The 15,644-nt window shown below is 69.5% G+C and carries 14 protein-coding genes; 7 read left to right on the top strand and 7 right to left on the bottom strand.

All coding sequences use genetic code 11. The features are described 5' to 3' along the window. Window positions 1–27: 27 nt before the first annotated feature. From AC1DXV_RS21165 to AC1DXV_RS21150, 4 genes are read right to left on the bottom strand one after another with little or no spacing between them, the layout of a single operon-like run. On the bottom strand, window positions 28–327 hold the full coding sequence (locus tag AC1DXV_RS21165; RefSeq protein ID WP_477935393.1) for a (2Fe-2S)-binding protein: 300 nt from the start codon (window positions 325–327) through the stop codon (window positions 28–30). Continuing rightward, window positions 327–1,121, bottom strand: coding sequence for an ABC transporter permease (locus tag AC1DXV_RS21160; protein WP_047502665.1), 795 nt, complete (start codon window positions 1,119–1,121; stop codon window positions 327–329). Before AC1DXV_RS21160 ends, AC1DXV_RS21165 begins: the two co-directional genes overlap by 1 nt. Window positions 1,122–1,139: 18 nt before the next feature. Then, window positions 1,140–1,985, bottom strand: coding sequence for an ABC transporter permease (locus tag AC1DXV_RS21155; protein WP_477867394.1), 846 nt, complete (start codon window positions 1,983–1,985; stop codon window positions 1,140–1,142). After that, window positions 1,982–3,046: an ABC transporter ATP-binding protein gene (locus AC1DXV_RS21150; RefSeq protein WP_477867392.1), complete on the bottom strand. Its 1,065-nt coding sequence runs from the start codon at window positions 3,044–3,046 to the stop codon at window positions 1,982–1,984. Before AC1DXV_RS21150 ends, AC1DXV_RS21155 begins: the two co-directional genes overlap by 4 nt. Before the next feature lie 176 nt (window positions 3,047–3,222). Here AC1DXV_RS21150 and AC1DXV_RS21145 point away from each other — a divergent pair, with 176 nt between their 5' ends. Together AC1DXV_RS21145 and AC1DXV_RS21140 are read left to right on the top strand one after the other, a co-directional pair. Beyond that, window positions 3,223–4,035, top strand: a complete 813-nt coding sequence (locus tag AC1DXV_RS21145) for an IclR family transcriptional regulator (protein ID WP_477867390.1) — start codon at window positions 3,223–3,225, stop codon at window positions 4,033–4,035. A gap of 126 nt (window positions 4,036–4,161) precedes the next feature. Then, window positions 4,162–5,046, top strand: a complete 885-nt coding sequence (locus AC1DXV_RS21140; RefSeq protein WP_477935391.1) for a PEP-CTERM sorting domain-containing protein — start codon at window positions 4,162–4,164, stop codon at window positions 5,044–5,046. 144 nt (window positions 5,047–5,190) lie between these two features. Here AC1DXV_RS21140 and ligD read toward each other — a convergent pair whose 3' ends face one another. Continuing rightward, the gene (ligD, locus tag AC1DXV_RS21135; protein ID WP_477935389.1) at window positions 5,191–7,701 is read right to left on the bottom strand and encodes a DNA ligase D; all 2,511 of its coding nucleotides are present in this window, start codon (window positions 7,699–7,701) and stop codon (window positions 5,191–5,193) included. Window positions 7,702–7,711: 10 nt separating this feature from the next. Further along, window positions 7,712–8,563, bottom strand: a complete 852-nt coding sequence (gene ku, locus AC1DXV_RS21130; protein ID WP_477873780.1) for a non-homologous end joining protein Ku — start codon at window positions 8,561–8,563, stop codon at window positions 7,712–7,714. A gap of 243 nt (window positions 8,564–8,806) precedes the next feature. On the opposite strand from ku, the gene AC1DXV_RS21125 reads away from it, so the two are divergent. From AC1DXV_RS21125 to AC1DXV_RS21115, 3 genes are all read left to right on the top strand, one after another. Further along, a complete protein-coding gene (locus AC1DXV_RS21125) occupies window positions 8,807–11,413 on the top strand; it encodes a di-heme oxidoredictase family protein (protein WP_477935387.1) in 2,607 nt (868 codons plus the stop codon). Between the two features lie 80 nt (window positions 11,414–11,493). Then, window positions 11,494–12,444 carry a YihY/virulence factor BrkB family protein gene (locus tag AC1DXV_RS21120; RefSeq protein WP_477935385.1) on the top strand — a complete coding sequence of 317 codons (951 nt, stop codon included), beginning with the start codon at window positions 11,494–11,496 and terminating at the stop codon, window positions 12,442–12,444. A 62-nt stretch (window positions 12,445–12,506) separates the two neighbouring features. After that, window positions 12,507–12,776: a hypothetical protein gene (locus AC1DXV_RS21115; RefSeq protein WP_477873424.1), complete on the top strand. Its 270-nt coding sequence runs from the start codon at window positions 12,507–12,509 to the stop codon at window positions 12,774–12,776. Here the strand turns inward: AC1DXV_RS21115 and AC1DXV_RS21110 are convergent. After that, a complete protein-coding gene (locus AC1DXV_RS21110; protein ID WP_477873426.1) occupies window positions 12,712–13,644 on the bottom strand; it encodes a LysR family transcriptional regulator in 933 nt (310 codons plus the stop codon). The two genes, AC1DXV_RS21115 and AC1DXV_RS21110, sit on opposite strands and share 65 nt — an antisense overlap. 122 nt (window positions 13,645–13,766) lie before the next feature. Here AC1DXV_RS21110 and AC1DXV_RS21105 point away from each other — a divergent pair, with 122 nt between their 5' ends. Together AC1DXV_RS21105 and AC1DXV_RS21100 are read left to right on the top strand one after the other, a co-directional pair. Beyond that, window positions 13,767–14,504: an SDR family oxidoreductase gene (locus AC1DXV_RS21105; RefSeq protein WP_477935382.1), complete on the top strand. Its 738-nt coding sequence runs from the start codon at window positions 13,767–13,769 to the stop codon at window positions 14,502–14,504. A 36-nt stretch (window positions 14,505–14,540) separates the two neighbouring features. Then, entirely contained in the window at window positions 14,541–15,440 is a 900-nt protein-coding gene (locus tag AC1DXV_RS21100) for an SDR family oxidoreductase (RefSeq protein ID WP_477935380.1), read from the top strand. The last annotated feature ends 204 nt before the right edge of the window (window positions 15,441–15,644 follow it).

Raw genomic sequence — 15,644 nt, 5'->3', positions numbered from 1 at the left:
GGCCGGCACCGACGATCACGGGTGATGTCATGCGCTCTCCCCGTCGCTCAGCAAGACCATGCCCGGCGCGATGAAGGTGGCGCAGGCGCGCAGCCGCTCGCCGTCGGCGGTCGCGATCCAGCAGTCCTGGCATGCGCCCATCAGGCAGAAGCCCGCGCGCGGCGCGTGGCTGAACTCGTTGCGGCGCAGGYGGTCGTGCTGCGCCAGYACGGCCGTCAGCACCGTGTCGCCCGCAAGCGCCGTGACGGGTTCACCGTCGAGCGTGAAGGCCACGCTCGCACGGTCGGTCTCGGCCAGGCGCACCAGCAGCGGTCGGCGCGTGCTCATCAGCGGCGCCCCACCAGCACGCGATCGAGCCCGTAGACGCGATCGAGCAGCACCATCGCGAAGGCCGTCACGCCGACCATCAACGCCGACACCGCGGCCATCAGCGGGTCGATCGATTCGGTCGCATACATGTACATGCGCACCGGCAGCGTCACCGTGCTCGGCGAGGTCACGAAGATCGACATCGTCACCTCGTCGAAGCTGTTGATGAAGGCCAGCATCCAGCCACCGGTGACGCCCGGCAGGATCATCGGCAGCGTGATGCGCCGGAAGACGGTGAAGCGGCCGGCCCCGAGCGACGCCGCCGCCTGCTCGGCACTGCGGTCGAAGCCGACCAGCGCCGCCACCACCAGCCGCAGCGTGTACGGCGTGACGATCAGCGCATGCGCGAACACCAGGAAGCCGAAGCTGCCGGTGCCGCCGACCAGCGCGAACAGCCGCAGCAGCGCGACGCCCAGCACCAGGTGCGGAATGATCAGCGGCGACAGGAACAGGCCGTTCAGGAACTCGCGCCCGGCGAACTGGTGGCGCGTGATCGCGAGCCCCGCCGGCACCGCCAGCAGCGTGGCGAGCGTGGCCGAGCCGAGCGCGAGCCACAGGCTGTTCCAGAACGACTGCATGAAATCCGGGTGCTCGAACACCGCGTGGAACCAGCGCAGCGAGAAGCTCGTGGTCGGCAGCGTCAGCGTGTTCTCGGGCGTGAAGGCGACCAGGCAGACGACGACCAGCGGCGCCAGCATGAAGGCGATGACGAGCGCGTTGAACGCGAGTGCGAGCGGGCCGTTGCGGTTCATCGGGGGCGGTCCGTCGGATCAGCCGAGCGCACGGCGGTAGCGGCCTTCGATCAGCCGGTTCCAGCCCAGCATCACCGCGAGGTTGGCGGCCAGCAGCGTCAGCGCGATCGCGGCGCCGAGCGGCCAGTTCAGCTCGTGCAGGTACTCGTCGTAGACCACCGTCGCGACCATCTTGAGCCGGCGCCCGCCGAGCAGGCCGGGGATCGCGAACGAGCTGGCCGCGAGGCCGAACACGATCAGGCTGCCCGACAGGATGCCCGGCATCACCTGCGGCAGCACGATGCGGCGCAGCGTGGTGAACGGCGAGGCCTTCAGCGACAGCGCGGCGTTCTCGATGCCGGGGTCGAGCTTCTGCAGCGAGGTCCACACGGGGATCACCATGAACGGCAGCATCACGTGCACCAGCGCGATGACGACCGCCGTCTCGGTGTAGAGCAGCTTGAAGGGCCCGAGGCCGAGCGCGCCCAGCGCCGCGTTGACCAGCCCTTCGGGGCCGAGCAGCATGCTCCAGCCGAAGGCCCGCACCACCACCGAGACCAGCAGCGGCGCCAGCACCACCAGCAGCATCACCGAGCGCCACGGGTTGCGCATGCGGCTGAGCACGTAGGCCTCGGGCGCACCGACCAGCACGCAGATCAGCGCCACCAGCGCGGCGATGCGGAAGGTGCGCCAGAAGATGCCGTGGTAGTACGGATCGCCGAACACCATCGCGTAGTGCGCCAGCGTGAACTCGCCGGCACGCGCGCCGGTGGCCGGGTCGTAGACGTTGAACGACAGCACCGCGGTGAGCGCGAGCGGCACCAGCAGCAAGCCGGTGAAGAGCAGCGCCGCCGGGCCGCCGAGCCACCAGGGGGCGAGCTTCACGCGGCCGCCTCTGCAGGAGACTCGCCCGGCAGCAGCCGGCTGCCGTGCACCGGCCAGTCGATGCCGGTGCGCTGCCCGGCCTCGAGCGCCGCGCGGCCGTCGTTCGGGCACAGCACCGCGAGCGCGCCGACCGCGGTGTCGACGCGGTACAGCCACTGGCTGCCGAGGAAGAAGCGCTCGGCGATCTCGCCGTCGAGCCGGCCGCTGCCCGGCGCGACGAACTGCAGCTTCTCGGGCCGCACGCTCAGCAGCACCGCGGCACCGGGGCGGAAGCCGGTCTCGTCGACCACCACGCGAAGGCTGCCGACCTGCACCGCGCCTTCGCCGTTGACGCGGCCTTCCAGCAGGTTGGCCTTGCCGACGAAGGTCGAGATGAAGCGGGTGCGCGGGTGTTCGTAGAGGCGCTGCGGCCGGTCGACCTGCGTCGCGCGGCCCTGCTCCATCACGACGACGCGATCGCTGATCGACATCGCCTCGCCCTGGTCGTGCGTGACCATCACCGTGGTGGTGCCGACCTGGCGCTGGATGCGGCGCAGCTCGAACTGCATCTCCTCGCGCAGTTGCGCGTCGAGGTTGGACAGCGGCTCGTCGAGCAGCAGCACCGGCGGCTCGATCACCAGCGCGCGGGCGAGTGCGACGCGCTGGCGCTGCCCGCCGGAGAGCTCGCGCGGGTACTTGCCGGCATGCGCTTCCAGGTGCACCAGCGCGAGCGCACCGCGCACGCGCTCCAGCCGCTCGGCGCGTGGCATGCGGCGCATCTCGAGGCCGAAGGCCACGTTGGCGGCGACCGTCATGTGCGGGAACAGCGCATAGGTCTGGAACACGATGCCCAGGCCGCGGGTGTTGGCCTTGGCGTGCGTGATGTCGCGGCCGTCGAGCTCGATGCGGCCACGCGTCACCGGCTCGAAGCCGGCCACCATCTGCAGCGTGGTCGTCTTGCCGCAGCCCGAGGGCCCGAGCAGCGAGACGAACTCGCCTTTCTCGACCGACAGGTTCATGTCGGCGACCGCGCAGGTGTCGCCGTAGAACTTGGTCACGCCAGTCAACTGCAGGAAAGACATCGGGGTCCTCGCTTGCCAGATCCAGGAGAAGAGTCTTTCAGAAACTCTTTCGATAAATTGCAAGTTGCGGGCCATCTTGACCCGAGAATTCCAATCAATCAAATACTCCATTTCCCTATTTCGTTTGATGGAATACTTAGGGCATCCGTGACCCACGGGATTCCACAGGATCGAGCATGAGCGAAGACAGCCCGTCGACCGCCGCCGCCAGCCGGCTGTTTGCCGTGATCCGTGCGCTGGCGCAGGTGCACGCCGATGGGGGGCGCGTCACGCAGATTGCCCGCAGCGTGGGCCTGACGCAGGCCACCACGCACCGGCTGCTGCAGTCGCTGGTGACCGAGGGCATCGTCGAGCAGGACGCGCGCAGCAAGCTGTATCGGCTGGGCATCGAGTTCTTCGCGCTGGCAGCCTCGGCCGGCAACCCGGCCGACCTGCGCACGCTGTGCCGGCCGGCGCTGCTGCGGCTGTGCGCGAGCCTGGGCGACAGCATCTTCCTGCTCGCGCGCAGCGGCTTCGATGCGGTGTGCCTGGACCGCAGCGAGGGGCCGTTCCCGATCCGCTCGTTCACCGGCGACGTTGGCGGGCGCGTCGCGCTGGGCGTGGGGCAAGGGGCGCTGGCGATCCTCGCGTTCCTGCCGGAGGCCGAGCGCGAGGAGGTGATCCGCTTCAACCTGTCGCGGGTGCGCGAGTACGGCGTGTACGACGAGGTCTACCTGCGCACCGAGATCGACCGCGTGCGGCAGACGGGCTACGCAGGCCGCAACACCGGGCTGCTGGAGGGCATGGCAGGCGTCGCGGTGCCGGTGCTCGACCGCGAGGGGCGTGCGGTGGCGGCGTTGTCAGTGGGCACGATCTCGGACCGGCTCAACGCGGACCGGATGCCGACGGTGGTGGAACTGCTGAAGCGCGAGGCGGCCGCAATCGGCCCGCAGATCCACCCGTTCGATCCGAGCCTGCGGCGGCCGGCGCAGAGCCTGGCATCGCGCTGATCCGGAAGCGGCTTGTCGGACGGCACTCCGTCGGATACACGGGCCGCTACCAATTGGGGGTTGCCGCCGATGGCGCCGCCTCTTCCAATGGGGGATCTCCGGAAGTGGATCCGGCAGGGAGAACAGATGAAGATGTCGTGGATCATCGCCTCGGCGTGCGCGCTGGGCGTGTGCGGCGTGGCACAGGCAGGAACGGGGTCGACGCCGGGTTCGGAACCCGGCTCCGCATCGGCGACCTTCACGCTCGGCACGCCGAGCGGGCTCGACACCGGTGAGGCGGGGCACTGGCTGGYGGACAACGGTTTCCAGGCGTCGATCGTGACGTCGCACAAGGTACCGGAGGCGGGCGACCCGCGCTCGCTGAACCTGAAGTCGCGCCTGCTCGATGCATCGGCGCGCGAGGGCACGCCATTCGGCGACGCGGCGATCGAACTGCCGAAGCAATCCGGCGAGACGCTGGCGGCGCAGGCCTCGATCTCGCACGGCAGCGTGTCGGCCGGCTGGCATGCCGATCGCCAGGACGACGAGGCGAGTGCGACGGTCAACTGGCAGCGGCCCTTCGTGCTGAACCCGTTCGCGTCGGTCACCTTCTCGGGCATCGCGATGCTGACGAACGCGGTGGCCTCGACGCCGCTGCCGCGCTTCACCGAAGACACCAGCCGGCCCGACATGTACGTGCACCAGGCGGCGCTGATCTTCCGCGACGAGGCCTTCGGGACCAACGGCGTGAACCTGATCGCGAACATCTTCAACGAGAACCCGACGACGCCCGGCGCCAGCGCGCAGCAGCGGCTGCCGAGCTTCGACGATTTCACCTACAGCGCCGACCCGCTCGGCAACCTCTCGCTGACGGTGCACAACCACTCGGGCCAGGTGCTGTTCGGCAGCTTCGAGCTGTTCGCGTACAGCTGGAACAACACCGCGCCGGTGCCGGAGCCGGCGACGTGGGCGTTGATGGTGCTGGGGTTGTTGGGGCTGGGGACGGCGGCAAAGAAACACCGTTCGCCCTGAGCCTGTCGAAGGGTCGGACTGAGCTTGTCGAAGGCCCTGCACGCTTCGGACATTGCCCTTCGACGGACGGGCCCTCGACAGGCTCGGTCCCTGCTCAGGGCGAACGGGTACGGCGCTCGGCAGGCGCCTCACGATCTCGCTCGGCTAGCCCTTCTCTTTCGCCGGCCTGTACCCCAGCCGCTGCATCGCCCGCCCCAGCAGCTGCTTCGTCGTCCAGTAGTCCTTCCACGGATCCTCGCGCTCGAACGACAGGTGCTCGCGTGCCGTCCTGACCGTCCACTGGTCGCCGCCCTTCAGCTCGTCCAGCGCCTCCCACGGCACCGGCATCGAGACGCCCAGCCCCGGCCGTGCCCGCGCCGAGAACGCGGCCACCGTCGTCGCGTTGTGGCCGTTGCGCAGGTAGTCGACGAAGATCCTGCCGACGCGGTTCTTCGGCCCGCTCTTCGCGACGAAGCGCTCCGGCACCACGCTCGCCATGTGCTGCACGATCGCCTGCGAGAAGCCCTTCACCGCATCCCAGCCATGCTGCGGCTTCAGCGGCACCACCACGTGCAGGCCCTTGCCGCCGCTGGTCTTCAGCCAGCTCTCGAGCCCCAGCGCCTGCAGCAATGAGCGCACCAGCGCCGCCGCCTCGCGCACCTGCGCCCATTCGACGCCCTCGCCGGGGTCCAGGTCGAACACCATGCGGTCGGGCTGGTCGATGCGGCGTGCCAGCGCATTCCAGGTGTGGAACTCGATCACGTTCATCTGCGCCGCGCCGGCCAGCGCGGCCGCAGTCGGCACCTCGAGCAGCGGCTCGTGTTCCGGCCACAGCGCCGGGTCGAGCTCACGCATCTCGGGAAAGCGCATCTTGCCGGCGTGCTTCTGGAAGAAGGTCTCGCCGCCCACGCCCTCCGGCGCACGCATCAGCGCGCACGGCCGTCCCTTCAGGTGCGGCAGCATCCGCTCGGCCACGCTCTCGTAGTAGCGCACCAGGTCGAGCTTCGTGATGCCGCTGCGCTTGTCGATCACGCGCTCCGGGTGCGTCACCTTCATTGCCATCGCTGCCTCCGCCTTCTTCACCGGCACCGCACGCTCGCGCGTGATCCGCTTCGCCGGCTTGTCGGCACGCAGGCCTTCGAACGACGCATGCCGGATCTGCCCGTCGGGCGTCCACTCGCCGAAACTCACCTCGGCCATCAGCGTCGGCTTGACCCAGCGGCGCTCGCCCTCGGCCCCGCGCGGCCCGCGCCCCGGCTTCGGTGCGGTGTCGAACGGCGATGCGTCGACCTGCAGCCTCACGAGCTTCGCCTTCAGCTCGGCCGCCGTCGCAGCGTCCCACCCGGTGCCGACGCTGCCGACCGACTTCAGCTGGCCGGCGTCATCGTGCACGCCGAGCAGCAGGCTGCCGATCTGCGCGTTGTCGCGCTCGCCGCGCCGATCGGTGTAGCCGCCGATCACGAACTCCTGGCGCTGCTGGCATTTCAGCTTCAACCAGGTCTCGCTGCGGCGCGACACGTACGGCGCGTCCTGCCGCTTCGCGATCACGCCTTCGAGCTTCAATCGGCAGGCCGACTGCAGCACGCTCGCCGCATCGGCCGGAAAGTCTTCGCTGAAGCGCAGCGACCCACTGCCCTTCGCATCGAGCAGCTGCTTCAGCAGCCGCCGCCGCTCGCGCAGCGGCAGCTCGCGCAGGTCGTGCCCTTCGACATACGGCAGGTCGAACAGGAAATACGCCACATGCGAGGTGTCGCCGCCGTCGAACGCGTTCTGCAGGCGGTTGAAGGCCGGCAGGCCGTCGTCGCCGAGCACGACGATCTCGCCGTCGAGCCAGGCCGATGACAGGTCGAGCTGGCGCAAGGCCTGGACCAGCGCCGGCATCCGCGCGCTCCAGTCGTGCCCGCCGCGCGTGATCAGGACCGGCTTGCCGCGCTGGATGCGCGTCATGATCCGGTAGCCATCGAACTTGATCTCGAAGCCCCAGTCGCCTTCGGCCGGCACGCCGCTCGCGAGGGTAGCGAGCTGCGGCGACATCGTCTTCGGCAGTGCTGCCTTCACGGCTTTCGCAGCCGTGTCTTCCGCGTCGGCCGCAGCCGCGGCATTGACGCTGTCGGGCAGCGCGCTCACCACGTCGTACTCGGCGTGCGGCCGCGCGAAACCGTCCTTCTTCTTCAGCAGCAGCCACGGCTGCTGCTTCTCGCGGCCCGAGGTGCGCATGCGCACCAGCTCCCACGCACCGTGCAGCTTCTCGCCCTCCAGCGTGAAGGCGATCTTGCCGGCCGCCAGGCCCTTCTTCGCCTCGCGCACGCCCCCCACCGGCTGCCAGCTGCCGCGGTCCCAGACGATCACGTCGCCGGCGCCGTAGTGGCCTTCGGGGATGTGGCCCTCGAAGCTGTTGTACGAGACCGGATGGTCTTCGGTGCGCACCGCGAGCCGCTTCTCGGCCGGGTCGAAGCTCGGCCCCTTGGGCACCGCCCACGACAGCATCACGCCGCCCAGTTCCAGACGGAAGTCGTAGTGCAGCCGCGTCGCATCGTGCTTCTGCACGACGAACACCAGCGCATCGCCAGCCTTCGCCCGCTCGCCGCGCGGCTCCGGCGTCTGGCTGAAATCGCGCTTGCTCCAATAGGTGTGCAGCGGGTCGGCTGGTGTCGATGCACGCGAACTGCGCTCCATGGCCCGCTCCTCAGGCACGCTTGCGCGCGGCGGTCTTGCGGGCCGGCGCCTTGGATGCCGATGCGACCTTCCCCTTCAGGCTCTTCGCGAGCAGCTCGGTCAGGTCGACCACGTTGCTCGGGCCGCTCTTCTCGCCGCTGTCTTCCATTGCTTCCACCTGCTCGGTCTCGCCGCGCTCGATGCGCTTGGCGACGAGCGCGTGGATCGCCTCGCTGAAGCGATCCGCATACGCCTCGGGCTTCCAGGTCTCGGTCATGTCGCCGATCAGCTGCTTCGCCATCTTCAGTTCGGCCTCCTTCAGGTTCGTGCCCTTCTTCCCCTCGGGCGGCAGCTTGATGTCGGCCCACGGGCGAATGTCCGCCGCCCAGCGCAGCGTGTTCAGCATCAGCGCCGGGCCGCTCGGGATCAGCGCCGCCAGGTGCTCCTTGGTGTGCATCACGACGCGCGCGATGCCGATCACGCCCGAGGCGAGCATCGCCTCGCGCAGCAGCGCATACACCTTCTCGCCCTTGGCCAGCGGCTCCAGGTAGTAGGGCCGGTCGAGCAGCGTGAACGGGATCTCGTCGGCATGCGCGAACGATTCGATCTCGATCGTCTGCGTGGTCTTCGGGTACGCAGCCTTGATCTCGTCGTCGCTCAGCACGACGTAGTCGCCGCCCTCGACCTTCACGCCCTTCACGATGTGCGACTTGTCGATCTCGCGCCCGGTGCGCTTGTTGACCCGCTTGTAGCCGACCGGGTCCATCGAGCGCTTGTCGAGCCAGTCGAAGTCGACGCCCGATTCCGACGACGCCGGGTACAGCGCGACCGGCACGTGCACCAGCCCGAAGCTGATGGCGCCTTTCCAGATGGCATGCGGCATGGCGGGACTCCTTGGGACGTGGTTCAGCGAGCTTCGACGACGAACCGAGCCTAGGGCGACCGCAGCGCAGGGCACCAGCGGCAGATCGCGCGCGTTGATGTAGGAAGACGCCGGCAGCAAAAATCTTTCTATCCGACTGGACGGCCCGTGCCGGCAGGAGTTCAATGGCCTCGCTGTAATTGGAACCGGTTCCAATGACCGCAGTACAGGGACCGTTTCTGCCACTCAAACGAGGAGACAGACATGAAACAGGTCCCATCACGCGGGTCGGGCCGCGCTTTGGCTTCGAGCATCGGGTTGACCGCCCTGCTGCTCGCGGCCTGCGGTGGCAACGACCCCGCCGCCCCTTCATCCGGCACGGTCAAGGAGCAGGCGAAGGCCGTCACCGCCGGCCGCAACGCGCTGCAAAGCGTCGCCACCGGCCAGTGCATCGGCGTCAACGGCGGTGGCAACGCCAGCGGCACGGCGCTGCAACTGCAGCCCTGCAGCAGTGCGGCGACGCAGCAGTTCGACGTGGCGCTGATCTCGACCGGCGTCTACAGGCTGACGGTCGCGGCGAGCGGCCTGGCCATCGACGTGCAGAACGCTTCCGCCAGCGACGGCGCGCCGCTGCAACAGTGGACCGACAACGGCACCAACGCACAGCGCTTCACGCTCGGCGAGCCGGCCGCCGGCGTGATCACGCTCGTCAACGTCAACAGCGGCAAGTGCGTGCAGGCCGCCGATGCCGCGAGCCTGCGCCAGTACGGCTGCAACGGCAGCAACGCGCAGCAGTTCAGGCTGGTCGGCGGCAGCATCAACCCGCCTGACCCGGTCGCCGTGGTGCCGCTGTTCCCGCAGGGCACGCCGATCACCGAGCCGATCCAGAGCGTCGAGGCCGACGGCACGCTGGTCACCTACATGGGCATGCGGCCCACCGAACGCCATGCGCGCGAACGCGGCGAGGCCTGGGACGCGCCCGACCAGGGCCCGGGCCGCTACCTGACCTTCCCGTCGTTCTACTTCCAGAATCGCAGCTTCGGGCTGGTGATCCGCGACGAGGTGCCCGCCGGCCGCTCGAAGATCACCTTCACGCTGCGCGTCAACGACGGCACCTTCGACGGCACCACCTTCAGCCTGTTCCGCAACGCCGGCGACCCGAACGTGCGCGACTACGGCTGGGCGCTGAACTACGGCTTCGGCAACCCGAAAATCGTCGACATGGACAACCACCCGCTGCCGATCTGCATCGCCGGGCAGCCGGATGCCGACTGCCAGTTCTCGGTCGACACCAACTGGCGCACCGATCCGCACAGCACGCTGAAGGTGGGCGACCCGGTCGAGCTCGCGCCCGCGCCGCGGCTCAAGTACAACGCCGACGGCAGCGCGGTGATCGACGGTGGCGGCGCACGCTACTACTCGTTCGAGCAGCTGTACGTGGCCGGTGTCGGGCTGCGGCCCTGGTACGGCATCGCGCCGAACCTGGACTCCGCGCCGCTGCCGCCCGAGACGCTGTCCGGCGGGCAGACCAGCCTGTCGTACAACTACTCCGAAGAGCCGATGCGCGTCTTCCAGCAGATGGCCAACAACATCGGCATCCAGAACACGAAGCGCTTCGTCGAGGGGCGGCGGTTGTTCCACACCTCGTTCATCGACGGTCGGCATTCGGAGCACCCCGAGAGCAACCCGGTGTTCAGCGCGCATGCCGGGCAGCTGGGCCCGCGCTACAACCAGGTGAGCTGCATCGGCTGCCACGGGCTGAATGGCCGCACCACCGCGCCGGCCGCCGGCACGGTGTTCGCCGGCACGGTGCTGACCGGCACGGCCGGTGCCGACGGCAAGCGCGTGCCCGACGCGACCTACGGCCTCAACGTGCTGCAGAAGGCCGCCGCCGTCGGCGCGGCCGACTACGGCGTCAACGTGCAGGCCTACACGACGACGGTGCGCACGCTGGCCGACGGCGAGAAGGTCGAGCTGCAGAAGCCGGTCTACGCCTTCAAGGGCCCGGTGCCGGCGCAGTACTCGGCGCGCCAGGCCCCGCAGGTGATCGGCGTCGGCCTGCTCGAGGCCTTGCCCGAGAGCACGGTGCTCGCGCTGGCCGACCCGGCCGATGCGAACGGCGACGGCATCCGCGGCGTCGCCAACCTGGTGACCGATCCGGAGTCGGGCCAGACACGCCTCGGCCGCTTCGGCTGGAAGGCCGCGAAGGCGAGCGTGCGGCACCAGGCCGCCGAAGCGCTCGTCAACGACATGGGCGTGGTGTCGCCGGTGTACCCGTCGCGCAGCTGCCAGCGGGCCGCGGCCGATTGCCGCAGCAACCCGCAGGGCACGGGCGTCAACGAGCAGGAGCTGCAGCGCGTCGTGCAGTACCTGGAGCTGCTCGCGGTGCCGGCGCAGCGCAGCCTGCGCAGCGCCTTCCCGGCGGGCGTGCGGGTCTCGCCGGAGCACGAAGTGAACCCGGCGCAGGTGGCGCGCGGCGCGCAACTCTTCGCGCAGGTCAACTGCACCGCCTGCCACGTGGCGACGCTGAAGACGGGCACCACGCACCCGTTCGCCGAGCTGCGCGACCAGACCATCCACCCCTACACCAACCTGCTGCTGCACGACATGGGCGCGGGCCTGGCCGACACGGTGGCCGAGGGCAAGGCGCAGCCGTCGATGTGGCGCACCGCGCCGCTGTGGGGCATCGGCTCGCTCCCCTACGTGCAAGGCAGCGCGCAGAACGTGCACTACCTGCACGACGGCCGGGCGCGCACGCTGATGGAGGCGATCGGCTGGCACGGCGGCGAGGCCGACAACAGCCGCCAGCGCTTCGAGGCCTTGTCCAGGGACGACCGGGCCGCCGTGCTGGCGTTCCTGAACACGCTGTAGGGAGGGAAGCGTGAGCTCCTACAGGCGGTCGCGCCGGTGGACGATGGCGCCGGCGCACCGGCTGCGTACCGTGGGCAGCGATGGACACCGTCGCTGCCCCACCGCCCTCCCGCTGGCCGGGCCTGCGCGCCTGGTGGTTGCTCGTGAAACAGGCCGGCAATGCGTGGATCGACGATTACGCACCCAGCATGGGCGCGGCGCTGTCGTACTACAGCATGTTCTCGCTGGCGCCGCTGCTGCTGATCGTGATCGCGATCGCCGGGCTGGTGTTCGGCGAGGAGGCCGCGCGCGGCGAGGTGTTCGGCCAGATCCGTGGCCTGCTCGGCACCGAATCGGCGCAGGCGGTGGAAGCGGTGCTGGCCAGCCTGCACAAGCCGGCCGAAGGCACGGCCTCGGCCGCGCTCGGCATCGCCGTGCTGCTGGTCGGCGCGACCTCGGTGTTCGGCGAACTGCAGGACGCCCTCGACCGCATCTGGCGCGCGCCGGCCCGCATCCGCGCCAGTGGCTGGTGGAGCCTGCTGCGCGCGCGGCTGCTGTCGTTCGGCATGATCCTCGGCATCGCCTTCCTGCTGATGGTCTCGCTGGTGCTCAGCGCCGCGATCTCGGCGCTCGGCAAGTGGTGGGGCGGCGTGTTCGGCAACTGGGCGACGCTCGCGCAGGCGGTGAACCTCGGCGTCGGGCTGCTGATGACGACCGGCGTGTTCGCGATGATCTACAAGCTGATGCCGCGCGTGGACGTGCGCTGGCACGACGTGTGGCTGGGCGCGCTGCTGACCGCGGTGCTGTTCACCGTCGGCCGCTACCTGATCGGCGCCTACATCGGCAAGAGCGGCGTGGCCTCGGGGTTCGGGGCCGCCGGCTCGCTGATCGTGATCTTCGTGTGGGTGTACTACTCGGCGCAGATCTTCCTGATGGGCGCCGAGCTGACCTGGGTCTATGCCCGCACCTTCGGGTCGATGCGCCACCTGCCGCCACCGCCTGCGCCGACCGGGAACGGCAGCGCGGGCGGAATTCCTACAACGGGTGCTTGAGCGCACCTACACCAAGGTCTTCGGGTCGTCTTCAGAATGGGAACATCGCCAGGGAGAACACCATGAGCCCGTCACACCTGCTCTCATCGCCGGCCTCTCGCAAACTGCTCCCCGGCGTCGGCGTGGCCGTGCCGGTGGCGGTGGCCTTCGCGGCGGTGGCGATCGGCCTGCCCGTCACCGAACGCGCCGACCGCAACGCCTTCGCCGCCGACGTGCTGCTGATGGCGGCCGCCGTGCCCGCCGCCGCGGCCAGTGCGGTCCCGGCGATCAAGCGCGAGGTGGTCCGGATGCGCGATTCGGCGCTGCACCCGCGTCCTGCATCCGGGCGCTGACCCAATCGACGAACACCCGCACCCGCGGCGAGAGCTGCCGGCTGTGCGGGTACAGCAGCGACACCGGCATCGGCGCGGGACGCCACGGCGCCAGCACCTCCTGCAGCCGCCCGTCGGCCATCTCGGCCTGCACGTGGTAGCGCGGGACCTGGATCAATCCCTGCCCGGCCAGGCAACATGCCAGATAGGCGTCGGCATGGCGCACCGAGAGGCTGCCTTTCATCAACACCGCCAGCGGCTGCCCGTCGACGATGAAGTCGAACGGCACGCGCCGGCCGGTGGCGCTGGACAGGTAGTTCACCGCACGGTGCCGCGGCAGATCGTCGAGTGACTCGGGCACACCGTACTTCGCCAGGTAGGCCGGGCTCGCACAGGTGAGCTGCGGCTGGTCGGCCACGTGCCGCAGCACCAACGACGAATCGCGCGGGCTGCCGGCGCGCAGCACGCAATCCACCCCCTCGCGCACCAGGTCGACCAGCCGGTCGCCCATGCCGATCTCGAGCTCGATGTCCGGGTAGCGGGCGCAGAACTCGCCGAGGTGAGGCAGCAGGAAGTGGCGGGCCAGCGTCTCTTGCAGGTCGACCCGCAGCTTGCCCTTCGGGCTGGCCGCCGACTGCCCGAAAGCCGTGTCCGCTTCTTCCAGATCGGCCAGCAGCCGCACGCAGCGCTGGTGGTAGGCCTCGCCATCGGGCGTGGGTTTCACCTGGCGCGTCGTGCGCTGCAGCAGCCGCGTGCCCAGACGCGCCTCCAGCGCCTGGATCGCGTGGGTGGCGGTCGCACGCGGCAGCTCGAGGTCTTCGGCGCCCTTCGTGAAGCTGCCCAGTTCGACGATGCGCACGAACAGCTGCAGGGTCTGGAACCGGTCCATGGTCGATTGCTCGTTTGTTGGCGTGGCTTGAACAGTGATGTCAATTCTTGCTCATTTATTGATCCGCATCGAGCAACCAGAATTCACTTCATCGCCACACCACTACTCCCCAGGAGCTCACCATGACCCAGCAAGTTGCCATCGTCACCGGCGCATCCCGCGGCATCGGCGCCACCGTCGCCCGCCGCCTCGCAGCCGACGGGTTCGCCGTCATCGTCAACTACGCCGGCAGCGCCCAGCCGGCCGCCGAGGTCGTCGATGCCATCGTCGCGGCCGGCGGGCAGGCCACCGCGGTGCAGGCCGACGTGTCGGATCCGGCCGCCGTGCGCCGGCTGTTCGACGAGGCCCTCAGCGCCTACGGCCGGGTCGACGTGCTGGTCAACAACGCCGGCGTGATGCCAGCGAACATGCCGGCGCTGGTCGACACCGACGACGCCACCTTCGACCGCCTGTTCAACATCAACGTCAAGGGCAGCTTCAACACCATGCGCGAAGCGGTGAAGCGCCTGCAGTCGGGCGGGCGCATCGTCAACTTCTCGAGCAGCATCGTGGGCCTCGCGACGCCGGGGTACTCGGCCTATGCGGCCGGCAAGGCGGCGATCGAGACGATGACCAACATCCTCGCGAAGGAACTGCGCGGCCGCCAGATCACCGTCAACGCCGTCGCGCCGGGGCCGACCGCGACCGACCTGTTCCTCAACGGCAAGACGCCCGAGCTGATCGAGCGGCTGGCGAAGGCCGCGCCGCTGGAGCGGCTGGGCACGCCGCAGGACGTCGCGGGTGTCGTCTCGTTCCTCGCGGGCCCCGATGCGGCCTGGGTCAACGGGCAAACGCTGCGCGCCAACGGCGGCGTTGTTTGACCGCTTGATCACTTCCTTCCAACTCGGAGAACTTTCATGAAAAAGATCATCGTCATCACCGGTGCGTCGAGCGGTTTCGGCGCCCTCACCGCCCGCGCGCTGGCCGACGCCGGCCACACCGTCTACGCCGGCATGCGCGCCATCGCGACGCGCAACGCGAAGGCGGCGCAGGAGGCCGCGGCCTACGCGGCGCAACACCACGTCGACCTGCGCAGCATCGAGCTCGACGTCGGCGCGCAGGACTCGGTGGACGCGGCCGTCGCGCAGATCATCGAGACGCACCAGCGCCTGGACGTGGTGGTGCACAACGCCGGCCACATGGTGCTGGGCCCGAGCGAGGCCTTCACGCCCGAACAGGTGGCCGAGCTGTTCGACGTCAACACGCTGAGCACGCAGCGGCTGAACCGCGCCGCGCTGCCGCAGCTGCGCCGGCAAGGGCATGGGCTGGTCGTGTGGGTGTCGAGCTCCAGCGTCAAGGGCGGCACGCCGCCCTACCTCGGCCCGTACTTCGCGGCCAAGGCGGCGATGGATTCGCTGGCGGTCAGCTATGCCGGCGAGCTGGCGCGCTTCGGCGTCGAGACGACGATCGTCGTGCCGGGCGCGTTCACATCGGGCACCAACCACTTCCAGAATGCCGGGCATCCGCAGGACGCCGACGTGGCGAAAGCCTATGACGCGCATTACGCCGGCCTGCCGCAGCAGGTGGGTGCGGCGCTTGCGAAGCTGGAACCGGCCGATGCCGACGTGGCCGACGTCGCACGCGCGATCGTCGCGGCGGTCGATGCACCGTACGGCCGGCGCCCCTACCGCGTGCACATCGACCCGAGCGACGACGGCTCGGGGATCGTCAGCGGCGTCGCCGACCGGATGCGCGCCCAGTTGCTCGAGCGCGCCGGGCTCGGCGACCTGCTGAAGGTGGTGCCGTCGCTCGCCTGAGCCATCTGGCATCCGGCCGTCACCATCTTCATTCGCTATGGCGAACTCCGCATTTGCTGCACAAATTCGGAAGCCAATGACCGAGGTTTCGCCGGATCCACCGGCGGACGGAACCACGGACATGGGAATGACGAAGGGATCGAAAGAAGAAGGCGGCACACGAGGCCGCAGTTCACCGGCACCGCTGACGCAGCGGCTGCTCGA

The sequence above is a fragment of the Rhizobacter sp. P3_C12 genome (assembly GCF_056402735.1).
The sequence above is the reverse complement of the archived record's forward strand: the minus strand, read 5'-3'. Positions and strand labels throughout refer to the sequence as shown.